17 protein-coding genes are annotated in these 22,713 nt (G+C 65.1%); 3 read left to right on the forward strand and 14 right to left on the reverse strand.

All coding sequences use genetic code 11. The features are described from left to right. Positions 1-36: 36 nt before the first annotated feature. The 10 genes from L6D89_RS11265 to acnB all read right to left on the reverse strand — a co-directional run bounded on the left by L6D89_RS11265 (position 37) and on the right by acnB (position 15,473). Positions 37-2,751: a nitrate reductase gene (locus L6D89_RS11265; RefSeq protein WP_236199735.1), complete on the reverse strand. Its 2,715-nt coding sequence runs from the start codon at positions 2,749-2,751 to the stop codon at positions 37-39. Between the two features lie 35 nt (positions 2,752-2,786). Next, positions 2,787-3,116, reverse strand: a complete 330-nt coding sequence (gene nirD / locus L6D89_RS11270; RefSeq protein WP_236199736.1) for a nitrite reductase small subunit NirD — start codon at positions 3,114-3,116, stop codon at positions 2,787-2,789. A 56-nt stretch (positions 3,117-3,172) separates the two neighbouring features. Then, positions 3,173-5,623, reverse strand: coding sequence for a nitrite reductase large subunit NirB (gene nirB / locus L6D89_RS11275; protein ID WP_236199737.1), 2,451 nt, complete (start codon positions 5,621-5,623; stop codon positions 3,173-3,175). Positions 5,624-5,899: 276 nt separating this feature from the next. Continuing rightward, complete coding sequence (locus L6D89_RS11280; RefSeq protein ID WP_236199738.1) at positions 5,900-7,570, reverse strand: bifunctional protein-serine/threonine kinase/phosphatase; 1,671 nt, start codon at positions 7,568-7,570, stop codon at positions 5,900-5,902. Between the two features lie 152 nt (positions 7,571-7,722). Continuing rightward, positions 7,723-8,934 carry an MFS transporter gene (locus L6D89_RS11285; protein ID WP_236199739.1) on the reverse strand — a complete coding sequence of 404 codons (1,212 nt, stop codon included), beginning with the start codon at positions 8,932-8,934 and terminating at the stop codon, positions 7,723-7,725. Between the two features lie 319 nt (positions 8,935-9,253). Next, a complete protein-coding gene (locus L6D89_RS11290; protein ID WP_236199740.1) occupies positions 9,254-9,682 on the reverse strand; it encodes a thioesterase family protein in 429 nt (142 codons plus the stop codon). A 99-nt stretch (positions 9,683-9,781) separates the two neighbouring features. After that, positions 9,782-10,474 (reverse strand): polysaccharide lyase family 7 protein, encoded by a 693-nt coding sequence (locus L6D89_RS11295; RefSeq protein WP_236199741.1) that lies wholly within the window; start codon positions 10,472-10,474, stop codon positions 9,782-9,784. A 212-nt stretch (positions 10,475-10,686) separates the two neighbouring features. Continuing rightward, positions 10,687-11,265 (reverse strand): ANTAR domain-containing response regulator, encoded by a 579-nt coding sequence (locus L6D89_RS11300; protein WP_236175179.1) that lies wholly within the window; start codon positions 11,263-11,265, stop codon positions 10,687-10,689. 2 nt (positions 11,266-11,267) lie between these two features. Then, on the reverse strand, positions 11,268-12,470 hold the full coding sequence (locus L6D89_RS11305; RefSeq protein ID WP_236199742.1) for a CmpA/NrtA family ABC transporter substrate-binding protein: 1,203 nt from the start codon (positions 12,468-12,470) through the stop codon (positions 11,268-11,270). A 393-nt stretch (positions 12,471-12,863) separates the two neighbouring features. After that, positions 12,864-15,473 (reverse strand): bifunctional aconitate hydratase 2/2-methylisocitrate dehydratase, encoded by a 2,610-nt coding sequence (gene acnB / locus L6D89_RS11310; protein ID WP_236199743.1) that lies wholly within the window; start codon positions 15,471-15,473, stop codon positions 12,864-12,866. Positions 15,474-15,855: 382 nt separating this feature from the next. Here acnB and L6D89_RS11315 point away from each other — a divergent pair, with 382 nt between their 5' ends. Beyond that, positions 15,856-16,332 carry a DUF1289 domain-containing protein gene (locus tag L6D89_RS11315; protein ID WP_236175176.1) on the forward strand — a complete coding sequence of 159 codons (477 nt, stop codon included), beginning with the start codon at positions 15,856-15,858 and terminating at the stop codon, positions 16,330-16,332. A gap of 72 nt (positions 16,333-16,404) precedes the next feature. Here L6D89_RS11315 and L6D89_RS11320 read toward each other — a convergent pair whose 3' ends face one another. Then, positions 16,405-17,268: a universal stress protein gene (locus tag L6D89_RS11320; protein ID WP_236199744.1), complete on the reverse strand. Its 864-nt coding sequence runs from the start codon at positions 17,266-17,268 to the stop codon at positions 16,405-16,407. Between the two features lie 180 nt (positions 17,269-17,448). Between L6D89_RS11320 and L6D89_RS11325 the strand changes: the two genes are divergently transcribed. Further along, on the forward strand, positions 17,449-18,060 hold the full coding sequence (locus L6D89_RS11325) for a MiaE family protein (protein WP_236175174.1): 612 nt from the start codon (positions 17,449-17,451) through the stop codon (positions 18,058-18,060). Between the two features lie 157 nt (positions 18,061-18,217). On the opposite strand, the gene L6D89_RS11330 is transcribed toward L6D89_RS11325, so the two are convergent. The 3 genes from L6D89_RS11330 to L6D89_RS11340 all read right to left on the reverse strand — a co-directional run bounded on the left by L6D89_RS11330 (position 18,218) and on the right by L6D89_RS11340 (position 20,906). Continuing rightward, complete coding sequence (locus L6D89_RS11330) at positions 18,218-19,549, reverse strand: SPFH domain-containing protein (protein WP_236199745.1); 1,332 nt, start codon at positions 19,547-19,549, stop codon at positions 18,218-18,220. A gap of 123 nt (positions 19,550-19,672) precedes the next feature. Beyond that, positions 19,673-20,395, reverse strand: coding sequence for a UDP-2,3-diacylglucosamine diphosphatase (gene lpxH, locus L6D89_RS11335; RefSeq protein WP_236199746.1), 723 nt, complete (start codon positions 20,393-20,395; stop codon positions 19,673-19,675). A gap of 4 nt (positions 20,396-20,399) precedes the next feature. Further along, positions 20,400-20,906, reverse strand: a complete 507-nt coding sequence (locus tag L6D89_RS11340) for a peptidylprolyl isomerase (protein ID WP_024765728.1) — start codon at positions 20,904-20,906, stop codon at positions 20,400-20,402. 121 nt (positions 20,907-21,027) lie between these two features. Here L6D89_RS11340 and L6D89_RS11345 point away from each other — a divergent pair, with 121 nt between their 5' ends. Next, entirely contained in the window at positions 21,028-22,710 is a 1,683-nt protein-coding gene (locus L6D89_RS11345; protein ID WP_236199747.1) for a glutamine--tRNA ligase/YqeY domain fusion protein, read from the forward strand. The last annotated feature ends 3 nt before the right edge of the window (positions 22,711-22,713 follow it).

The following is a 22,713-nucleotide window of genomic DNA, read 5'->3' on the forward strand; positions in this document are numbered from 1 at the left end:
GTCGTTCTCCTCAGGCTGCCGTCTTCGCGGCTTGGTTCAGGCGCTCGCCGCGAGCGGCTTGCAGGCCAGCAGGCGCTTGATTTCCGGTACGCAGGAGCCGCAGGCGGTCCCGCACTTGAGTTCGCATTTGAGGCCTTCCAGGTCCAGGCCCTGGTCGATGCCGGCTTGTATGCGGCTCTGGCTGACGTTCAGGCAGTTGCAGAGGGTCTTGTCTGTCGCCGCGCCGGCCTTGCCAGGGGCGGCGCTGAGTGGGGCGAGCAGCCAGCGGCGCAGCTCCTGGTCAGCGCGGCCTTCCTTCCACAGTTCGCGCAGCCAGGCGCGGGCGGCGGTTTCGCCGGCCAGGCGCAGCGAGACGATTCGCGATTGTTCGATACGCACGCGCTTGCCGACGGTACGACGCGGGTCGTCGTAGGCCATGACCGGCCCTTCGCCGAGATCGAGCAGGGCATCGATGCGATTCAACCACTCAGCACTGGGTGCCTCGCTGTGGGCTGCCCTGATCACCAATGCGGGGCGGTCGCGGCCGGTCGGGCTGAAGCTGGCGTAGCGCAGCTCCTCGAACAATGGGCGCAGTGTGTCGAAGCGCTTCTGCACATCGCCTTCCACCAGGGCGAAGAAGTGCCAGGGCAATTCGATGCGGCTGACTTCCACGGTGGCGTGCTTCAGCTCGGGTTGGCGTGACAGCGGGTCTACGGCAGGCAGAGTCAGCACGTTGATCCCCAGCCCCTTGAGGAACCGGTCGCCCCAGTGCATCGGCAGGAAGGCCTGGCCGGGACGCAGTCGGTCGTCGGCTTGTACCGGCAGCACCAATTCGCCACGGCGGCTGTGCAGGCGTACCAGTTGGCCGTCACTGATGCGCCGACGGCGCAGTTCATTCGGATGCAGGCTGAGAACAGCCTCTTCGACATGGCCGAACAGTTGCGGTGCGGTACCGGTACGAGTCATGCCGTGCCACTGATCGCGCAGGCGGCCCGTGTTGAGGATCAGCGGATAGCGCGCATCGCGCTTTTCCTTCGCTGCGCGGTAGGGCTCGGCGATCAGTCGGGCGCGGCCATTGGCGGTGGGGAATTGTCCGTCGCCATACAGGCGCTCGGTGCCCTCTACCGCGCCGCAGCGGAATGGCCATTGCTGTGGCCCGCGGGTGTCCAGCAGTGCGTAGCCGATACCGGAGAGGTCGAGGTCGCGCCCACGGGTCAGCAGCTTGTATTCATCGAACAGCTCGGCCGGCGAATCAAAGTCGAACAGGCTGGGTTGGCCGGGGCGCAGACGTTGCTCCAGGCGGCGGGCGAGGTCGCAGACGATGCTCCAGTCCGACCGTGCTTCGCCGATGGCAGGAATGGCTTGGCGCACGTGGCTGATGCGGCGCTCGGAGTTGGTCACCGTGCCTTCCTTTTCGCCCCAACTGGCGGCCGGCAGCAGCAGGTCGGCGTACTGGCAGGTCTCGCTGGTGGTGAAGGCTTCCTGGACGATGACGAAGGGGCAGGCGGCCAGGGCTTCGCGCACGCGGGTCTGGTCCGGCAGCGATTGCGCCGGGTTGGTGCAGGCGATCCACAGGGCCTTGATGTGCCCATCACGGACCGCGTCGAAGAGCTCGATGGCGCTCAGGCCGGTACTCTCCGGCAGTTGCTCGACACCCCAGTATTCAGCGACCTGGGCGCGGTGCTCGGCGTTCGAGGCGTCGCGGTGGCCGGGCAGCAGGTTGGACAGGCTGCCGGTCTCACGGCCGCCCATGGCGTTGGGCTGGCCAGTGAGGGAGAAGGGGCCGGCGCCGGGCCGGCCGATCTGCCCGGTGGCCAGGTGCAGGTTGATCAGCGCGCTGTTCTTCGCGCTGCCGGCAGTGGACTGGTTGAGGCCCATGCACCAGAGCGACAGGAAGGATGGCGCCTGGCCGATCCATTGAGCGGCGCGTTGCAGGTCATCGACGCTGATACCGCAGACTTCCGCCACGGCCAGCGGGCCGTAGTCGCGCACTATCGCCTTGAGCTCGTCCAGCCCTTCGGTGTGGGCATCGATGAAGGCGCGGTCGATCCAGCCCTCCCAGAGCAGGATGTGCAGGATGCCGTGGAACAGCGCGACGTCGGTTCCAGGCAGGATCGCCAGGTGCAGGTCGGCTTGTTCCGCGGTGTCGGTTACGCGCGGGTCGATGACGATCAACTTCTTCTCCGGGCACCGCGCGCGGGCCTCTTCCAGCCGGCGGAAGAGCACCGGATGGGCGTAGGCCATGTTGCTGCCGGCGATCATTACGCAGTCGGCCAGCTCGATGTCTTCATAGCTGCAGGGCGGGGCGTCGGCGCCGAGGCTGCGCTTGTAGCCGACCACCGCCGAGGACATGCACAGGCGCGAATTGCTGTCGATGTTGTTGGTGCCGACCAGGGCGCGGGCCAGCTTGTTGAAGGCGTAGTAGTCCTCGGTCAGCAACTGACCGGAGACATAGAAGGCCACGCTGTCCGGGCCGTGCTCGCGAATGGTCTCGGCGAAGACGCTGGCGGCATGCTCCAGTGCGGTATCCCAGTCTGTACGGCTACGCGCCAGACCCTTGCCCAGGCGCAGCTCCGGGAACTGCGCGCGGGCATCTTCATCGCCCGTGAGGTGCAGGGTCGAACCCTTGCTGCACAGGCGACCGAAGTTGGCCGGATGCTGCGGGTCGCCCTGCACACCCAGGATGCGCTCGTCGTCGTGCTCGATCAGTACACCGCAGCCGACGCCGCAGTAGCAGCAGGTGGAGGCGGTGGTGCGACGGTTGTGGGGCATGGCGCAGCCTCGCGCTGAGTCAGAAGCAGGGGGAATCAAATGCAGCGGGCGAGGTTGTCGCGCAGGGCCAGCAGCACCCGGCCATCCGCAACCTTCACCTCGTGGCGATGGGCGCAGCCCTGGTCGGGGGCCACGGCTTCGCCGCTGGCCAGTTCGATCTGCCAGTTATGCAGCGGGCAGGCCACGCGCTTGCCGTAGATCAGCCCCTGGGACAGCGGGCCGCCCTTGTGTGGACAGCGGTCGTCGAGGGCAAAGACCTCGTCCTCTGAGGTGCGGAAGATCGCGATGTCGCCCTTGGGGCCGGCGATGATTCGCGAGCCCAGCGGGTTGATGTCGTCCAGGGCGCAGATGTCGAACCAGTTCATGGGGTGTCTCCGGCTATCGGGTAATAGGGGCCCCGATGGCGGGGCCCGGCGGGCGCTCAGGCGGGTTCCAGCTGCTTGAGGGGAATCCGTTCGAATTCCTTCTTCAGCGGCCGCTGGGCGATGCGCTCCTGCCATGGGTCCTGTTCCAGCGACAGGGAGAACTGCAGTCGCGCGTTGAGTGCCTGGCGGTTCTCCGCATCTTCCAGCACGGCTTTCCTGATGCGCTCCATGCCGACCCGTTGCAGGTAGTGCACGGTGCGTTCGAGGTAGAAGGCTTCCTCGCGGTAGAGCTGGAGGAAGGCGCCGCTGTACTCGCGGACTTCATCGGAGGTCTTGAGCTTGACGAAGAATTCCGCCACCTCGGTCTTGATCCCGCCGTTGCCGCCGATGTACAGCTCCCAGCCCGAATCCACGCCGATGATGCCGATGTCCTTGATGCCAGCCTCGGCGCAGTTGCGCGGGCAGCCGGAGACGGCCAGCTTGACCTTGTGTGGCGACCACATGTTGAACAGGTCGTGCTCGAGGTCGATACCCAACTGCGTCGAGTTCTGCGTGCCGAAGCGGCAGAACTCGCTGCCGACGCAGGTCTTCACGGTACGGATGGACTTGCCGTAGGCGTGGCCGGAAGGCATGTCCAGCTCCTTCCAGATGGCCGGAAGATCGTCCTTTTTCACGCCCAGCAGGTCGATGCGCTGGCCGCCGGTGACCTTGACCATGGGCACCTGGTACTTGTCGGCAACGTCGGCGATACGCCGCAGTTCGGCGGCGTTGGTGACGCCGCCCCACATGCGCGGGACTACCGAGTAAGTGCCGTCCTTCTGGATGTTGGCGTGGGCGCGTTCGTTGATCAGGCGCGACTGTGGGTCGTCCTTGGCTTCGCCCGGCCAGGTGGAGATCAGGTAGTAGTTCAGCGCCGGGCGGCAGGTAGCGCAGCCGTCCGCGGTGCGCCAGTCCATGAAGCGCATGGCACTGCCCAGGGTGACCAGGTGATGGTCTCGAATCGCCTGGCGCACCTGGCCGTGGTTGAGATCGCTGCAGCCGCAGATGGCTTTCTCGCTCTTGGGCTTCACGTCCGCTGCGCCGCCCACGGTGCTGATCAGGATCTGCTCCACCAGGCCGGCGCAGGAGCCGCAGGAGCTGGCGGCCTTGGTGTGCTTCTTCACCTCGTCGACGCTGAACAGGCCGTTCTCCTGGATCGCCTTGACGATGGTGCCCTTGCACACGCCGTTGCAGCCGCAGACTTCGGCGCTGTCGGGCATGTTTGCCGCGCTGCTCTGGCCCTGGTGGCCGACGTCGCCAATGCTGCTCTCGCCGAACATCAGGTGATCGCGGATTTCGGCGACGTTGTGGTTCTCGCGGATCTGCCGGAAGTACCAGCCACCGTCGGCGGTATCGCCGTAGAGACAGGCGCCGACCAGCACGTCGTCCTTGATCACCAGTTTCTTGTACACGCCGCCGATGGGGTCGGAGAGGGTGATGGTCTCGGTGCCCTCACCGCCCATGAACTGGCCGGCGGAGAACAGGTCGATGCCGGTGACCTTGAGCTTGGTGGAAGTCACCGAGCCCTGGTAGCGGGCGAAGCCGAGCATGGCCAGGTGATTGGCGCAGACCTTGGCCTGCTCGAACAGCGGCGCCACCAGGCCGTAGGCGATGCCGCGATGGCTGGCGCATTCGCCCAGGGCGTAGATGCGCGGGTCGTAGGTCTGCAGGGTGTCGTTGACCAGGATGCCGCGGTTGCAGGGCAAGCCGGTCTTTTCCGCCAGTTCGGTGTTGGGGCGGATACCGGCGGCCATCACCACCAGGTCGGCGGCAATCACTTCGCCGTCCTTGAAGCGGATGGCGCAGACGCGGCCGCTGCCGTCGTCGATCAGCTCTTCGGTGTGGGTGTTCAGGCGGAAGTGGATGCCGCGCGACTCCAGCGCTTCCTGCAGCAATTTGCCGGCGGTGCGGTCCAGTTGGCGCTCCAGCAGCCAGTCGGAGAGGTGCACCACGGTAACGTCCATGCCGCGCTGCTTGAGGCCGTTGGCCGCTTCCAGGCCGAGCAGGCCGCCGCCGATGACCACGGCGTGGCTGTGGTTGCCAGCGGTGTCGATCATGGTCTGGGTGTCGGCGATGTCGCGATAGCCGATCACGCCCTGCAGGCGGCTGCCCGGCACTGGCAGGATGAAGGGGTTGGAGCCGGTGGCGATCAGCAGACGGTCGTATTCGGCTTCGCTGCCATCTTCGGCGTAGACCTTGCGGCGGTGACGGTCGATGCGCGTGACCTTGCGATTGAGCAGCAGGCGGATGCCGTTCTCGCTGTACCAGTTGAGGTCGTTGAGGATGATGTCTTCGAAGGCCTGTTCGCCGGCCAGCACGGGAGAGAGCAGGATGCGGTTGTAATTGGGATGGGGCTCGGCGCCGAATACGGTGATGTCATAGAGGTCGGGCGCGATCTTCAGCAGTTCTTCGAGGGTGCGCACGCCGGCCATGCCGTTGCCGATCAGTACGAGCTTGAGCTTTTTCATGTCAGGGCTCCGTCACGCAAAGCTGAAACACGGAAAACAAAAAAGGCGTCCCGCCGGTTACCCAGCGAGGACGCCTTTGTCCAAGTCCCGATCGATCGGGAAGTGCGAACCTCTTCGTTGAGGGACGCGCTTTTGTAGATTGTTGAACGGGTTGTTGCAGGGGCTGTGCCAACTTGTCGGTAGCTCGGATTTACCGGGCTTGCGGCCTAACCGGGGGAGCTTTCCGCGCGGGCGCGTGCACTGTGGTGAGGCGCCTCGAACCGATCTGGTGCGGCCTCAGCCGTGGTGCAGGAGCCAGAACAGCAGGCCGAGGTTGATGGTCAGGGATGCCAGGGCAACGCCACGCCAGACCCGCAGCGGCTCACGCTCCAGCAGGGGACGTGGGCGCGCCGGGGCCTGCCGCTCGCCTTGTTCCAGGGCGAGCAGGCATTCCTCCGCAGTCTCGAAGCGTTGTTGCGGCTGGGCCGCCGTCAGTTTTGCCAGCCAGTCGTCGAGCCAGGCTGGCACCTCCGGACGGTAGCGGCTGGCCGGTGCGGCTGTGCCAAAGCGCGGATGCTGGAAGGCTTCGATTTCGCCATAGGGGTAGTGCCCGCAGAGCAGGCGGTACAGCGTGACGCCGGCCGCGTAGAGGTCCTGGCGGGCGTCCGGCGCTGCGCCCTGGAAGGATTCCGGCGCCAGGTAGCTCGGGGTGCCGGGCAGGTCGTGCGGGTCTTCCTGTGACAGTCCGGGGCAGTAGGCCAGGCCGAAGTCCAGCAGGCGCAGTTCGCCGTCGTCGGCCCAGTGCAGGTTTTCCGGCTTGATGTCGCGGTGCAGGATGTTGCGCCGGTGCAATTGCCCAAGGCCGCGCAGCAGACGCGGGGCAAGGTCCAGCCAGTCGGGCAGGTTCAGTGGGCCGTTGAGCTTCAGTTGCTCGTCCAGTGCCAGCCCTTGGTATTCGCGCATCACGTAATAGAGGTGCTGGCGCTGCGGCAGGCTGTGCAGTTCAGGGAAGTAACGGCCCTGCACGCGGCGCAGGAACCATTCTTCCAGCAGCAGCGCCTGGGCGGCTTCCGGAGAATCGCGCAGCGCCGGGGGCAGGGTCTTCAGCAGCCAGGGGCGATTCTGCCGGTCGTGCACGCGGTAGACCAGCGACTGGCGGGATTGGGCCAGTTTGCCTGCGACCCGCCATCCCTCGAACTCCTGTTCGTCCCGTAGCGCCGGTGGTGCGGGCCAGTGGTCGAGCTGGGCGAGGGTGTCGCCGAGGCTCGCCGGTGGTAGCTCGTCCACCCGCAGCAACAGGGCGCTGGCGTTGTCCTGGCTGCCGGCCAGGTGGGCGGCGCTGACCAGGGCGTCGGCACAACTCTGCAGGGACTGCGCATCCTCCAGCAGGCGCCGGATGGCACTGTCACCCAGGGCGGCCCAGATGCCGTCGCTGAGCAGCAGAAAGCGTTGCCCGGCTGCCAGTTCGCCGTCGCAGTAGTCCACCACCAGGTGCTGGTCGAGGCCCAGGGCGCGCTTGAGTACGTGCTGCATGCCGGGCTGTTCCCAGACATGATCCTGGGTCAGGCAATCCAGAACGCCTGCGTGCCAGCGGTACAGGCGGCAATCACCGACATGCGCGAGGGTGAAGCGCCGGCCGCGCAGGACCAGTGCAGTAAGGGTGGTGAGCAGCGGCTGGCCGCCACCGTTGGCCTGCAGCCAGCGATTCTGCGAGATCAGCAGGCGGTCGAGAGCCTGGGCGACGGCCCAGGTCTCGGGAGTGGTGTAGTAGTCGGCGGCCAGCGCCTGCAGGCTCAGGCGCGCGGCCAGGCCGCCGTCGGCGCAGTGGCTGACGCCGTCGGCGATGGCGAACAGGTGCCCCTTGCTGGCGGCCAGCCCGGCGGGCGGGGTGACGACCCGCAGGGCGTCCTGGTTCTCGGCGCGCGGGCCGGTGGCGCTGGCCTGGGCGAAGGAAATCCGCAAAGTCATCGCCGACACCGGTAGGAGCGAGCTTGTGACCCACAGGGATGTGGGGAATGCCGAATGTTGTCGGGAACAAAATCGGCCTCGCGAACGGATTTCCCGGCGACTCCGGCGTTAAGCGGTTCGCGAGCAAGCTCGCTCCTACAAGGGCGCATGGTTCAGACCCGTGCCGCGGTAACGGCGGCGCTGCCCCAGGTGGTGCGCCAGCGCGCTTTCACCGCGTGCAGGCCGAACCAGGCCAGCACGCCGAGGCTGGCGAACAGCCAGAGGCCAATCTGGTAGTCGCCGGTGGCCTGCTTGATCGCGCCCAGGCCTGCCGTCAGGCAGAAACCGCCAATGCCGCCGGCCATGCCGATCAGGCCGGTCATCACGCCGATGGTCTGGCGGAAGCGCTGCGGCACCAGTTGGAACACCGCGCCGTTACCTGCGCCCAGGCTGAGCATGGCCACCACGAAGAGGCTGAGCGCGGCCATTGCACTGGGCAGGTGGAAGCCCACCGCGGCAATGCAGATCGCGGCGACGGTGTACATCACCAGCAAGCTGCGGATGCCACCGATGCGGTCGGCCAGGGCACCGCCCAGCGGGCGCATCAGGCTGCCGGCGAAGACGCAGGCGGCGGTGTAGTAGCCGGCTTGCACTGGGTCCAGCCCGTACTGATCGTGGAAGTAGCCGGGTAGGGTGCTGGCCAGGCCGAGGAAGCCGCCGAAGGTCACGCTGTAGAAGAACATGAACCACCAGCTGTCGCGGTCGCCCAGGGCTTTCAGATAGTCAGCCAGGGACTTGGCCGGTGGGCGCTGTGGGGCGTTGCGGGCGAGCAGGGCGAACACCGCAAGGGTCGCCAGCAGCGGGATCAGCGCGAAGCCGAAGACGTTCTGCCAGCCAAAGGCGGCGGCAATCGCGGGAGCGAACAGGGCGGTCAGTACCGTACCGGAGTTGCCCGCGCCGGCGATGCCCATGGCCTTGCCCTGGTGCTGCGGCGGATACCATTGCGAGGCCAGCGGCAGTGCTACGGCGAACGAGGCGCCGGCCATACCCAGCAGTACGCCGAGGATCAGCGCCTGCTCCAGGCTGTGGATACCCAGCTGCCAGGCGCCGAACAGCGCACAGATGACGATCACCTGGCCGAGGATGCCCGCGGCCCTGGGTGACCAGCGATCGGCCAGCAGGCCCATCAGGAAGCGCAGGATGGCGCCGGAGAGAATCGGCGTGGCGACCATCAGCGCGCGCTGCTGGGTGCTCAGTTGCAGGTCGGTGGCGATCTGCACGGCCAGCGGGCCGAGGACATACCAGACCATGAAGCTCAGGTCGAAATACAGGAAGGCGGCGAAGAGGGTCGGCGCATGGCCGGCTTTCCAGAAACTCGTGTTCATCGAACACCTCATCAGCAACGGTTGAGGGCTCCGGTCAGGCGCTCAATTGGCAGCCGCCGGGCTCGGGAAAGGTCCTGCTGGGCCCCTGCGCCGGGGCAAACGAAAAAGGCGTCGCTCCACCCACCGCAAGTTGCGGGGTTGGATGCGACGCCTTTGTCGTAGGTTGGGTAATCGCCGTTGACTACCACTGCCCGTTGCTGAGCAAGGTGCGGGCCAAGGTGGTAAAACCTTAGCAGATCAAGGTGTTGCCGGATGAGCTGCGATCAGTGATGGGCCATCCTGGGGCGCGCCCATGGAGGGCGCGCGCCGAACTGGAGCGTCAGGCGACCCAGTTGACGTTGGGGAAGGTGTCGCGGAAGGCCTCGGGGATCGGCATGACCTCGCCGACCTGGTAGTCGAAGAATACGAAGCCCGACTTGGCCATCGCTACCAGGGTGGCGTCGGCCGGGCGGGTAATGCGGAAGATGATGTCGCCGCCGTACTGGTTGAAGTCCATGACGCCTACCTCGAACAGCAACTGGTCGCGGGCGTGGGCTTCGGCGCGGTAGGTGGTGGCGAGGTCGGTGACGATGATGCCGGTCTCGCGAATGCCGTAGTCGAACAGGAAGCGTGCGCGGGCCTCGGAGATCATCGAGATCATCGAGTCGTTGCCCAGGTGGTTGGCGCCGTTGATATCGGTGACGCGAACGGTGAGCTTGGTGGTGTAGATGAAGAGTTCTTCGGGGAATTCCAGTTTCAGGCGGGCCATGGGCGCTCTCGATGACAATGCGGCGGGTGATGCGGGCGTGTCGTGCATTCTACGCGCACTGCGCCCGCCGCGCGCCTGATCGGGCTGGCGAATGGCGTTTCAGCGATGCGCCATGTTCAGGTGGTACACGGTCACGCGCGCGCCTTCGCTGCTGTCGCCGTAGTTGTCGTTGATATAGGCGCCGGCCTTGAAGTACAGCAATTGCTTGGACCAGGTGGTGCTGAGAATCTTGCGGTAGTAGTTGGCGCGGCCATCGGAGGTCTCCACGCGGATGGCCAGGTTGCCCACCGAGGTGACGCGCAGGCTGTAGTTGAAGCGCTGGTCCAGGGCAATGTTGTCGATCAAGGGGACATTGATACTGGCGCTGTCGTCCGGGTGATTGCGTACCAGGGCTTCCAGGCGCCCGCTCTGCAGTGTTGGCAGATAGTGGTACTGCAGCTTGACCAGGGGCTCGCCGTCGCCGGTATAGGGCGAGCGGCTGTGGATCTGGCCGATGATGATCTTGTTCTTCGACGGCACCTGCTGGACGCTCATGGTTACGCGCAGTTCGTTGTCGCCCTGGTTGTAGTACCAGTTGGAAACCTCTCCGTCTGTCGTCGTCTCGCGCAGTTCGCTGCGTGGGAATACGCTGTCGGAGGTGTGCGAGCCGGTGACCGGGACCCAGAACACCACCTGGCCGCCGTCACGCCGGAAAAATCGGCTTTCATAGCCTTTGGCGATCTGCTGGGTGGTGACTTCGGTGGGTCTCGGATCGGTGGGAACGCTGAGATTCCAGGTGGTGAGGTCGATCATGGGGATGCCCTGGCTGGGCCGCATGCGCGGCGTGGTCGGGTGGACACCGGGGCGCCTAGCCGCAAGTGTCCACTGCGATGCCCCGGAGGGCACGAGTGGCCCGGCATCTGCCGAGCGTGCGCAGCATAGGCAAGGATCTGCCTAGCGGGGGCCAGCCTTGAGGCTGGCGTTCTGATCGCGAGTGGCCGCCGCTGGCAGATGGCCGTCGGCGCTCAGTGCCCCAGCATCTCGTGCATCGCAATGATCTGTTCGGCAACCTGCACCAGCTTCTGCTGGCGCCCCATGGCCTGGCGCCGCATCAGGGTGTAGGCGTCTTCCTCGGCGCAGCCTTTCATCTTCATCAGCAGCCCCTTGGCCAGTTCGATGCGCTTGCGCTCGGCCAGTTGCTGCTCGCGCGCCTGCAGTTGCGCGCGCAGGGCCTGGTCGCTCTCGAAACGAGCCATCGCGACATCGAGGATAGGCTGCAGGCGTTGTGCCTGGATGCCCTCGACTATGTAGGCGCTGACTCCGGAGCGGATGGCCTGGCGCATCACCTGCGGGTCGTGCTCGTCGGTGAACATGACGATCGGACGCGGTTGGTCGCGGCTGACCAGCACCACTTGCTCCAGCACGTCGCGGCCGGGGGATTCGGTGTCGATGAGGATCACATCGGGGTGCAGGGCCTCCACCCGTTGCGCCAGGTCGACCGTGAGGCCGGACTCGTCGATGACCTCGAAGCCACATTCCACCAGGGCCGCCTTGAGACGGCCGACCTTCTTCGGGGTGTCATTGATCAGCAGGACGCGCAGCATGTTCAACCTCGCTCCGCCAGGGCATTCAGCTCGAAGCTGCGGGCATAGCTGGCTGGGTCGCTACCGTCCCAGAGTCGGCCGTCGATCAAGGTCGAGGCGCGCATCTCGACCTGCGGCACGCTGACACCCACCGCGCCGGCGGCTTCGCGGTAGAGATCCAGCTGCTGGACCTGGCGGGCGATAGCGAGGTAGTCGAGGTCCTCGCGCAACAGGCCCCAGCGGCGGAACTGGGTCATGAACCAGATGCCGTCGGAGAGCCAGGGATAGGTGGCCTGGCCGTCATTGAAGAAGCGCAGCGGGTGCGCGTCCTGCCAGGCGTGACCGAGGCCGTCCTGATAGCGGCCGAGCAGGCGCGGCTCGATGCTGGCCAGCGGGGCGTCGACATAGTCCGCGTTGCTGATCAGTTGCGCTGCACTGCGCAGATTGTCTGTGCTGGCTTCGATGAAGCGGCTGGCATCGAGGAGGCTCATGACCAGCGCGCGAGCGGTGTTGGGGTATTGCTCGACGAACGCGCGGGTAGTGGCGAGCACTTTTTCCGGGTGGTCCGGCCAGATCTGCTGGCTGGTGGCGAGGGTGAAGCCCATGCCTTGGTCCACTGCCAGCGCGCCCCAGGGGCCGCCAGCGCAGAAACCGTCGATGCGCCCGGCCCTGAGGTGCTCGACCATCTGCGCTGGCGGCACCACCAGGCTGCGCACGTCCTGCAGCGGATGAATGCCGTGGGCGGCCAGCCAGTAGTAGAGCCACATCGCGTGCGTGCCCGTGGGGAAGGTGTGGGCGAGGGTGAGTTGCGCACCGTTCTGGCGCACATGGCTTTGCAGTGCTTCAGCAGAGGTCACGCCGTCGCGCATCAAGGGGGCGGAAAGGTTGATCGATTGGCCGTTCTGGCACAGGCCCATGAGCACGGCCATGTCGGTCGCCGGGGCGCCGCCCAGGCCCAGTTGCATGTCGTAGATCAGCCCGTACAGACCCTGGGCCGCGTCCAGTTCACCGCTGAGCAGGCGCTCGCGTAGCCCGGCCCAGGAGCTTTGGCGCTGCAGGTTGAGGGTCAGGCCGTAGGGCTGCCCGAAGCCCTGGGTGGCGGCCACCACCAGCGACGCGGAGTCGGTGAGGGCCATGAAGCCCAGGTTGAGCGCGGTCTTCTCCGGGGCATCGGACCCGGCAACCCAGGCCAGGCTATCCGGAGCTGCGCTGGTGCTGTCGATCATCTCCACCTCTGAACACCCTCTCAATACAAAAAAGCGCCGCGCCACCTGCCATCGAAGGAAAGTAGCCGCGACGCCATTGTCGGGTGCGATCCGCCGTTGGATCGCAGGTATCAGGAGCGGAGCAAGGGTTGTGCCAGGGCGACAGGAAAAAAGAAGCCCCGCCATGGAGGGCGGGGCGCAGAGGAAGGGAGCGCACCTCTGGAGGGTTCCACAAGGGCACCTGGGCATGGATATCGGCAGGAGCCTGAAGTCCACCTTAGACCCGGGAGGCGAGGGCGCAACCGTTCAATAAGTATTAGGCCCATTGTTAGGGTGGGGCTGGAAGCTTCTATTTCGGGCCTGCGCAAAAGAAAAGCCCCGCACTGGGCGGGGCTTTTCATCACGCTAGGAGTCTCAGACCTGGACGGCCGGGATCTTCGCGTTGGCTGCAGCTTCGCGGAACTCGGCGATCTGGTCGAAGCTCAGGTAGCGGTAGATATCGGCAGACATGCTGTCGATGTCCTTCGCATAGGCCATGTACTCCTCGACGGTCGGCAGCTTGCCGATGATCGAGGAAACGGCGGCCAGCTCGGCGGATGCCAGGAACACGTCGGTGGCGTCGCCCAGACGGTTCGGGAAGTTACGGGTCGAAGTGGAGACCACGGTCGAACCGGTCTGTACGCGAGCCTGGTTACCCATGCACAGCGAGCAGCCCGGCATTTCCATGCGCGCGCCAGCCTTGCCGTAGATGCCGTAGTAGCCTTCCTCGGTCAGCTGGTGGGCGTCCATCTTGGTCGGCGGAGCCAGCCACAGACGGGTCGGAATGCCACCCTTGACCTTGTCCAGCAGTTTGCCGGCAGCGCGGAAGTGACCGATGTTGGTCATGCAGGAACCGATGAAGACTTCATCGATCTTGCGGCCTTGTACGCTGGACAGCAGGCGAGCGTCGTCCGGGTCGTTCGGAGCGCAGAGTACCGGCTCCTTGACGTCGGCCAGGTCGATCTCGATGACTGCAGCGTATTCGGCGTCCTTGTCGGCTTCCAGCAGTTGCGGGTTGGCCAGCCAGGCTTCCATCGCTTGCGCGCGACGCTCCAGGGTACGGGCATCGCCGTAGCCTTCGCCGATCATCCAGCGCAGCAGGGTGATGTTGGACTTCAGGTACTCGGCGATGGCCTCTTCCGGCAGCTTGATGGTGCAACCGGCAGCCGAACGCTCGGCGGAGGCGTCGGACAGCTCGAAGGCTTGCTCGACGGTCAGGTCGTTCAGACCTTCGATCTCGAGGATGCGGCCGGAGAAGATGTTCTTCTTGCCTTTCTTCTCGACGGTCAGCAGGCCAGCCTGGATCGCGTAGTAGGGGATTGCATGGACCAGGTCACGCAGGGTGATGCCCGGTTGCAGCTTGCCCTTGAAACGCACCAGAACCGATTCCGGCATGTCCAGCGGCATGACGCCGGTGGCAGCGGCGAAGGCCACCAGGCCGGAACCGGCCGGGAAGCTGATGCCGATCGGGAAGCGGGTGTGCGAGTCGCCGCCGGTGCCGACGGTGTCAGGCAGCAGCATGCGGTTCAGCCAGCTGTGGATGATGCCGTCGCCCGGACGCAGGGAGACACCGCCGCGGGTCATGATGAAGTCCGGCAGGGTGTGGTGGGTCTTGACGTCGATCGGCTTCGGATAAGCGGCGGTGTGGCAGAAGGACTGCATTACCAGGTCGGCGGAGAAGCCCAGGCAAGCCAGGTCTTTCAGCTCGTCGCGGGTCATCGGGCCGGTGGTGTCCTGGGAACCGACGGTGGTCATCTTCGGTTCGCAGTAGGTGCCCGGACGTACGCCCTGGCCTTCGGCCAGACCGCAGGCGCGGCCAACCATCTTCTGCGCGAGGGTGAAGCCCTTGCCGCTGTCGGCCGGCGCTTCCGGCTTCTTGAACAGGTCGGAGGCACCCAGGCCCAGCTCGGCGCGGGCCTTCTCGGTCAGGCCACGGCCAACGATCAGCGGGATACGGCCGCCGGCGCGGACTTCGTCCAGCAGAACCGGGGTCTTCAGCTCGAAGGTGGTGACCACTTCGCCGCTGTCATGACGCACGACCTTGCCTTCATACGGGTACACGTCGATGACGTCGCCCATGGCCAGGTTGGTGCAGTCGAACTCGATCGGCAGGGCGCCGGCGTCTTCCATGGTGTTGTAGAAGATCGGGGCGATCTTGGTGCCGAAGCAGAAGCCGCCAGCACGCTTGTTCGGAACGTAGGGGATGTCGTCGCCGAAGAACCACAGCACCGAGTTGGTGGCGGACTTGCGGGACGAACCGGTGCCGACCACGTCGCCGACGTAGGCAACCGGGAAGCCCTTGGCCTTGACGGCTTCGATCTGCTTCAGCGGACCGACGGAGCCCGGCTGGACCGGCTCGATGCCGTCGCGGGCCATTTTCAGCATGGCCAGGGCGTGCAGCGGAATGTCAGGGCGCGACCAGGCGTCCGGAGCGGGGGACAGGTCGTCGGTGTTAGTTTCGCCGGGGACCTTGAACACGGTCAGGGTCAGCTTCTCGGCAACGGCCGGACGGGCCTTGAACCACTCGCCATCGGCCCAGGACTGCAGCACGGCCTTGGCGGCGGCGTTGCCTTTCTTGGCGCGCTCGGCGACGTCATGGAAGGCGTCGAACATCAGCAGGGTGTGCTTCAGTTGCGCGGCGGCGACTTCGGCCAGCTCGGCGTTGTCCAGCAGCTCGACCATGGTGGCGATGTTGTAGCCGCCCTGCATGGTGCCCAGCAGCTCGAGGGCGCGGGTCTTGGACAGCAGCGGGGAAGTGGCTTCACCCTTGGCTACGGCGGACAGGAAACCGGCCTTGACGTAGGCGGCTTCGTCCACGCCCGGCGGTACGCGGTTGGTGATCAGGTCGAGGAGAAATTCTTCTTCGCCGGCCGGCGGGTTCTTCAGGAGTTCGACCAGACCAGCGGTCTGTTCGGCGTTCAGCGGCTGGGGCACGACGCCCTGGGCGGCACGCTCTTCTACGTGTTTGCGATAGGCTTCAAGCACAGTATTTCCCTCATCAGTGGTCCCGGAGGACGCGTATCCAGGAGACCCCTCCGATCCATTCGTCAGGCATGGTGGACGGTAATCCACTGACCTACGACGGCACCGGCGATCTCCGGGCAGAAGCTGTTTTCAAAGTTTTACGCCGGTGGGGCCTGGGACGTGAGGGACTGGGCGCTTGAGGGAGGCGCCCAGACCGCGCGGCTGCCGGAATCTGTGCTTCGTGACGCTTTGAAAACAGCTTCTTTCGGACAATGACGCCAAAAAGGCGCAGCCATTCTAATGGAATTAATGGGCCTTGGTAAGCCGATTTGCGTGGCGCCCGAGGGTGAACTTGCCTAGACAAAGGGCTAACATGCCCGCTTTGCCAGCTATCTGTTCAGCCATGTCTTCGCAACGCATCAAAACCCCCTGTGTCGGGCTCTGCTCGACGGTCTATGGCGACCTGGTCTGCCGTGGCTGCAAGCGTTTCCACCACGAAGTGGTGAACTGGAACCGCTACGGCGACGAGGAGAAGCGGGCGGTCCTGAGCCGCCTGGAGGTCCTGCTGGCGCAGGTGATGATGGCCAAGCTGGAAGTCTTCGATGCGCCGCTGCTGCGTAGCCAGCTGGAGCAGCGGCAGATCCGCTTCGTGCCCGAGCAGTCGCCCTATTGCTGGGCCTACCAACTGATCGCCCGCGGCTCGCGGATGATCAACCAGGTGGAAGCCTACGGCCTGGCATTGCTGCCGGAGTTCCGCGGCTGGGCACTGCCGGACTTGCGCGACGCCATCGACAAGGAATTCTTCATCCTCTCCGAGGCGCATTACGAGCGCTATATCGCGCCGAGCTTCCTGGCTGAGGGGCTGGAGTCGCGGGTCTGATCTCTTCTGGCTAATAAAAAAGCGCCCGGATGGGCGCTTTTGCTTTCTGTAGGACCCTGTTCCTCACATCCGTCAGGGCTTGGCGGCTATTTCTTCCAGGTGGGCGATGATGTCGTCCGGCTTGAGCACCAGGATGTCGCTTTCCAGGGAGTCGAGCACCACTTCGGCGGTGTTGCCGATGAGCGCGCCGGACAGCCCGGTGCGCGCCACGCTGCCGATCACCGTCACTGCTGCGTCGAGGTTGTGCGCCGCGCGAGGGATCAGCACGTCCGCCGGGCCCTCCTCGATGTGCAGGTGCTGGTCGTCCACGCCGTATTCGGCCTGGAACGCCTTGCACGCCTCGCGGTACTTGGCCTCGATGGTCTCGCTGAGCTGGAAGGTCGGGTCGGCGGCTGAGAGCATCGGCGACGGGTGGGCGCTGATCACGTGCAACTGGCCGTGGGCAAGCCCGGCGATATCGTAGGCGTGGCTGACAATCCCGGCATGCAGGGTGCGGTGCTCGATGTCGTTGTTGCCCACGTCCACGGCGGCGAGGATGTTGCGTCCGGCCCAGGGCAGGCTGGTTTTAACCAGCAGCACCGGGGCAGGGCAGAAGCGCAGCAGCTTCCAGTCGTCCGGGGTGAGCAGGGCCTTTTTCAGCGGGTTGTCCGGGCTGTGCTGCTTGATCACCAGCCCACAGCCCTCGGCCTGCTGCTCGGCGATGATGGTCTGGTGCAGGTTGTCCTTCCAGGCCTGGCGGCTGGAAGCGCTGAAGCCTTCCTGGCGCAGCACCTCGGCGACTTCCTCGAGCTTGGCGCTGTAATCGGCGCGCCGCTCGCAGGCCAGCAGGTGCAGGTGCGACTGGGTCACGCTGGCGATCAGGCGGGCCCGTTTCAGCGCGAGACCTTCCGGCTGGTCCGGGTCCACGACTACGAGGATGCTACGGATGGCTTGCATGATCGTCTCCCTTCGTGCGCGTTGTTTATGTGGAACCACTGTAGTCGCGATATCGCCGTCATGACGTTGAGGCATATCAACGCCGGAAGCTGGTTCCGCGCGGCGGCCCCCGTATAATGCTCCGCCTTTATTGCACCGGCCAGCCAGGCGCCGGTGCGCTGAGTCGTCTGGAGCAAGAAGATGCTGTCCGAAATCAGGGAATTCCTCGGTTGTGCCACGCCGGATGCGTGGGTGGAAGCCGCGCTGCGGGATCAGGCAGTGATGCTGATCGACCACAAGAACAACGAGTTCAAGGCCGCCAGCACGGCCCTGGCCCTGATCGCCAAGTACAGCGCCCACGAGGAACTGGTGAACTTCATGTCGCGCCTGGCTCGCGAGGAGCTGCGCCACCATGAGCAGGTGCTGGCGATCCTGAAGAAGCGCGGCATCCCGCTGCGGCCGATTTCCGCCGGGCGCTATGCTTCCGGCCTGCGCGCGGTGGTGCGCAACCACGAGCCGCAGAAGCTGGTGGATACGCTGATCGTCGGCGCCTTCATCGAATGCCGCAGCTGTGAACGCTTCGCTGCGCTGGTGGACCACCTGGATGCCGACCTGGCGAAGTTCTACGGCTCACTGCTGAAATCCGAGGCGCGGCATTTCCAGGGCTACCTGAGCCTGGCGCGGCGTTACGGCGATGACGCCGATATCGACCGCCGGGTGGCGGAGATTCGCGAGGTGGAGGCCAGCCTGATCCAGTCGCCGGACAGCGAATTCCGTTTTCACAGCGGCGTGCCGGCGGAGCTGGCGGCCTGACTCGCGCCCCGCAACAAAAAAAGCGCCCACCAGGGCGCTTTTTTCTTGGTTCTTCGTAGGAGCGAGGGGGACGCCTAGTTCTTGCTCGCGAACAGATTTTCCGGCAGCTCCGGCGCTGGGCTGGTTCGCGAGCAAGCTCGCTCCTACAGATGCGGCGTCAGTCTTTTACCTTCAGGTCCAGTGCAAGGTCGCGCGCGGCCTTGGTAGCGAGCACGCCCATTAGTTGGCCGATCTCGTCCTGGCGGCTGCTGGCGCTGGTCTGCCCGCCGGCCATCATCACACTGGGCACCGGCGCCTGGGCGGCGGCTTCGGCCCATACCTTGTTGATGGCGATCAGCGCATCGAGCTTGGGCTGCAGTGCGCCGTCCGCCTTGATCACCGCTTCACGGGCGTAGGCCTCGGCATCGGCGGTGACCTTGGTGGCCTGCGCGGTGACGGTGGCCTTGTCGCGCAGCAGTTCGGCGGTCTGCTTTTCGATCTCGGCGCGCTGTTTCTCGCGTTCGGCGTTGATCACCGCCAGTTGCTTCTCGGTTTCAGCCTGGGTGGTGCGCTCGATCTGGTCGCGCAGGGTTTCCTGGCGTTTGGCTTCCACTTCCTTCTCGCCGCGGGCAGTGACCAGCAGTTTCTCTTCTTCTTCCTTCAGGCGGTTCTGACGAGCCACGGCCAGCTCGGCCAGTGCCTGCTGCACCTTGACCATGCGCTGCTTGTATTGCGGGTTCGGATCAACGTTGGTGATGCGCGCCTCCACCACTTCAACGCCGAACTTGCGGAACTGCTGCTGCTTGCGTACCGGGATGCCCTTGCCGTCGGTGACCTTCTCGGTGACGAACTGGCTGGCGTTGTTGTCGCCGAAGCTGCCCTGTTCGGTGCCAGCCTGCAGGATCGCGGTCTGGTGCGGTACGGCGCCGCGCGGCCCGCGGACTTCCTTGCGCTTGATCAGGTAGAGGCCGTCGTTGAGCTGGTTCTCGAACTCCGCGGCGAATTCGCTGCGCGCGCCAGCGTAGTAATCGTCGGCGGTCATCAGCGAGGCCGTGGCTTGCAGGGTTTCCTTGATCGCCGGGACCAGCGCAGTGCGGATGAAGTTGTCCGGGTTGCGGTATTCCTGGGCCATCTTCAGGAACTGTTCGCCGCCAGGCAGGCGGAAGCGTGCAGAGGACTCGACCTTGGCGTCGACATTGCCGAGGAAGACGATCGGGAAGGCTTCGATGGTGGCGCCAAGCCCGTCGTTCTCGGGGTTGTTGTCGTTGTCGTCCATGACCAGCACGGACTGCACGCTGATGGCCTTCTTCCAGGTGGTGGCGCGGCCGAACCACTTGGTGGCGTAGCCCACGTCGTCAACGATCTTCTCGTCGCCGAAGATGGTCCGTACGTGGGTCATGAAGCCGGCTTCGTTATAGAAGAAGACCCCGTTGAACAGGATGAAGCCCGCAGCGACCATCGCCACCGGGGCGGCGCCGAATTTGATGAGATTTCCCTTGGAGATCAGCATGTTTCTTCCTTGAGTGAGCGAGCCGGCGATGCTGCGTAAGATCGCGGGTGTCGGTCAAGTGGAAACGTCTGATAGTGCGGCGGGGTCGGCATCGAAAGGCCACCATTGGCGTGGCCTTGCCGATCAGAGCGGGAAGGGCGCCTGCTGCATGCCGTGTTCGTCGGCCTCCAGCGCCCAGCCCTGGCGGTCCCAGTCGCCGAGGACGATGCGCCGCGCAGGGCGGCCGTCGATCTCCAGTTCGTGGACGGCGGGGCGATGGGTATGGCCGTGGATCAGGATGCGCACGCCCTTGTCGCGCATGATCTTCTCCACTTCCGCCGGGGTGACGTCGACGATCTCGCTGACCTTCATGCGCGTCTGCGCGCGGCTTTCCTTGCGCAGTTTGCGCGCCAGCTTGTGGCGGCTTGCCAGCGGCAGGTTGCGCAGGATGAACAGCGTCAGCGGGTTGCGCAGCCAGCGGCGCAGCTTCATATAGGCCACGTCGAGGGTGCACAGGCTGTCGCCGTGCATCAGCAGGATTTTCTCGCCGCCCAGGTCGATCAGGCTCGGGTCGCGCAGCAGGGTGCATCCGGCCTCCCGGCAGAACGCCTGGCCGATCAGGAAGTCGCGATTGCCATGCATCAGGTAGATACGCGTGCCATGGTCGGACAGTTCGCGCAGGGCACGGGCGATGGAGTGCTGGAACTCGTCCATGCCATCGTCGCCGATCCAGGCTTCGAAGAAGTCGCCGAGGATATACAGCGCCTGCGCCGTGCGGGCGCGAGTGGAAAGGAAATGCAAGAACGCCCGGGTAATGTCCGGGCGTTCCGCTTCGAGATGCAGGTCCGAGATGAACAGGACGCTCATCGACTCACTCGCCGATGATTTCGGCTTTCTCGATGATCACGTCGTCGGCCGGGACGTCCTGGTGGCCGGAGCGCATGGTGGTGGCGACGGTCTTGATCTTGTTGACCACGTCCATGCCGTCCTTCACTTCACCGAACACGCAGTAGCCCCAGCCCTGCACGGTCGGTGCGCTGTGGTTGAGGAAATCGTTGTCGGCGACGTTGATGAAGAACTGTGCGCTGGCCGAGTGCGGCTCCATGGTGCGGGCCATGGCAACGGTGCCGATCTTGTTGCCGACGCCATTGTTGGCTTCGTTCTTGATCGACTTGCGGGTGCTCTTCTGCTTCATGCCCGGTTCGAAGCCGCCGCCCTGGATCATGAAGTTGTTGATCACGCGGTGGAACACGGTGTTGTCGTAGTGGCCGGCCTTAACGTACTCCTTGAAGTTGGCCACGGTTTCCGGCGCCTTGTCGTCGAACAGTTCAAGGGTGATATCGCCGAAGTTGGTCTGCAGTTTGACGGTGGTAGTCATCAGGGAAATCCGCTCTTTGGAAAAATCGAAGGCCTGTCAGGGGGTTGACAGCTTCGGCTATGATAAGCGCTTTGGTTTGGCCGGCCTACCCTGGCTGAACGACGGAATGATCAAGGACACCATGAGCAAGCCTACCGCCGATACGAAAGAAGCCACCGTTGCCGCCAACTTCCTGCGCCCCATCGTCCAGGCCGACCTGGACAGTGGCAAGCACCAGAAGATCGTCACCCGCTTCCCGCCGGAGCCCAACGGCTACCTGCATATCGGTCATGCCAAGTCCATCTGTCTGAACTTCGGCCTGGCCAAGGAGTTCGGCGGTGACTGCCACCTGCGCTTCGACGACACCAACCCGGCGAAGGAAGACCAGGAGTACATCGACGCCATCGAGGCTGATGTGAAGTGGCTGGGCTTCGAGTGGGCCGGCCAGGTGCGCTACGCGTCCAACTATTTCGACCAGCTGCACGACTGGGCAGTCGACCTGATCAAGGCCGGCAAGGCTTTCGTCTGCGACCTCAACGCCGAGGAAATGCGCGCCTACCGTGGCTCGCTGACCGAGCCGGGCAAGAACAGCCCGTTCCGTGATCGTTCCGTGGAAGAGAACCTGGACCTGTTCGCCCGCATGAAGGCCGGCGAATTCCCGGACGGTGCCCGTTCGCTGCGCGCGAAGATCGACATGGCTTCGCCGAACATCAACCTGCGCGACCCGATCCTCTATCGCATCCGCCACGCCCATCACCACCAGACGGGCGACAAGTGGTGCATCTACCCCAGCTACGACTTCACCCATGGTCAGTCGGACGCCATCGAGGGCATCACCCACTCCATCTGCACCCTGGAGTTCGAGGATCACCGCCCGCTGTACGAGTGGTTCCTGGCCAACCTGCCGGTCCCGGCCCAGCCGCGCCAGTACGAATTCGCGCGCCTGAACCTGAACTACACCATCACCAGCAAGCGCAAGCTCAAGCAGTTGGTGGATGAGAACCACGTGAATGGCTGGGACGACCCGCGCATGTCGACCCTCTCCGGCTACCGCCGCCGCGGCTACACCCCGGCGTCGATCCGCGCCTTCTGCGACATGATCGGCGTGAACCGCGCCGGCGGCCTGGTAGACATCGGCATGCTGGAGTTTGCCATCCGTGACGACCTCGACGCCAATGCCGGCCGCGCCATGTGCGTGCTCAAGCCGCTGAAAGTGGTCATCACCAACTACCCGGAAGGCCAGGTCGAGAGCCTCGAACTGCCGCGCCATCCGAAGCAGGACATGGGTGTGCGCGTGCTGCCGTTCAGCCGCGAGATCTACATCGACGCCAGCGATTTCGAGGAAGTCCCGCCGGCCGGCTACAAGCGCCTGATCCCGGGCGGGGAAGTGCGCCTGCGCGGCAGCTACGTGATCCGCGCCGACGAAGCCATCAAGGATGCCGCCGGCAACATCGTCGAACTGCGCTGCAGCTACGACGAGAACACCCTGGGCAAGAACCCCGAGGGCCGCAAGGTCAAGGGAGTGATCCACTGGGTGCCGGCCGCCGAGAGCGTCGAGTGCGAAGTGCGCCTGTACGATCGCCTGTTCCGCTCCGCCAACCCGGAGAAGTCGGAAGAAGGTGGCAGCTTCCTCGACAACATCAACCCGGAATCCCTGGTGGTGCTCAAGGGCTGCCGTGCCGAGCCGTCGCTGGCCAGCGCCACCGCCGACGACCGCTTCCAGTTCGAGCGCGAGGGCTACTTCTGCGCCGACGCCAAGGATTCCAAGGCTGGCGCCCTGGTGTTCAACCGCACCGTGACCCTGCGCGACTCTTGGGGGCAGTAAGGG

This window comes from Pseudomonas pseudonitroreducens (assembly GCF_021603645.1).
GTDB lineage: Bacteria > Pseudomonadota > Gammaproteobacteria > Pseudomonadales > Pseudomonadaceae > Pseudomonas > Pseudomonas pseudonitroreducens.

Coding starts and splice junctions, on each gene's coding strand:
- L6D89_RS11265 (WP_236199735.1), bottom strand. CDS start 2,751: ATGCCCCACAACCGTCGCACCACCGCCTCCACCTGCTGCTACTGCGGC.
- nirD (WP_236199736.1), bottom strand. CDS start 3,116: ATGAACTGGTTCGACATCTGCGCCCTGGACGACATCAACCCGCTGGGC.
- nirB (WP_236199737.1), bottom strand. CDS start 5,623: ATGAAAAAGCTCAAGCTCGTACTGATCGGCAACGGCATGGCCGGCGTG.
- L6D89_RS11280 (WP_236199738.1), bottom strand. CDS start 7,570: ATGACTTTGCGGATTTCCTTCGCCCAGGCCAGCGCCACCGGCCCGCGC.
- L6D89_RS11285 (WP_236199739.1), bottom strand. CDS start 8,934: ATGAACACGAGTTTCTGGAAAGCCGGCCATGCGCCGACCCTCTTCGCC.
- L6D89_RS11290 (WP_236199740.1), bottom strand. CDS start 9,682: ATGGCCCGCCTGAAACTGGAATTCCCCGAAGAACTCTTCATCTACACC.
- L6D89_RS11295 (WP_236199741.1), bottom strand. CDS start 10,474: ATGATCGACCTCACCACCTGGAATCTCAGCGTTCCCACCGATCCGAGA.
- L6D89_RS11300 (WP_236175179.1), bottom strand. CDS start 11,265: ATGCTGCGCGTCCTGCTGATCAATGACACCCCGAAGAAGGTCGGCCGT.
- L6D89_RS11305 (WP_236199742.1), bottom strand. CDS start 12,470: ATGATCGACAGCACCAGCGCAGCTCCGGATAGCCTGGCCTGGGTTGCC.
- L6D89_RS11315 (WP_236175176.1), top strand. CDS start 15,856: ATGTCTTCGCAACGCATCAAAACCCCCTGTGTCGGGCTCTGCTCGACG.
- L6D89_RS11320 (WP_236199744.1), bottom strand. CDS start 17,268: ATGCAAGCCATCCGTAGCATCCTCGTAGTCGTGGACCCGGACCAGCCG.
- L6D89_RS11325 (WP_236175174.1), top strand. CDS start 17,449: ATGCTGTCCGAAATCAGGGAATTCCTCGGTTGTGCCACGCCGGATGCG.
- L6D89_RS11330 (WP_236199745.1), bottom strand. CDS start 19,549: ATGCTGATCTCCAAGGGAAATCTCATCAAATTCGGCGCCGCCCCGGTG.
- lpxH (WP_236199746.1), bottom strand. CDS start 20,395: ATGAGCGTCCTGTTCATCTCGGACCTGCATCTCGAAGCGGAACGCCCG.
- L6D89_RS11340 (WP_024765728.1), bottom strand. CDS start 20,906: ATGACTACCACCGTCAAACTGCAGACCAACTTCGGCGATATCACCCTT.
- L6D89_RS11345 (WP_236199747.1), top strand. CDS start 21,028: ATGAGCAAGCCTACCGCCGATACGAAAGAAGCCACCGTTGCCGCCAAC.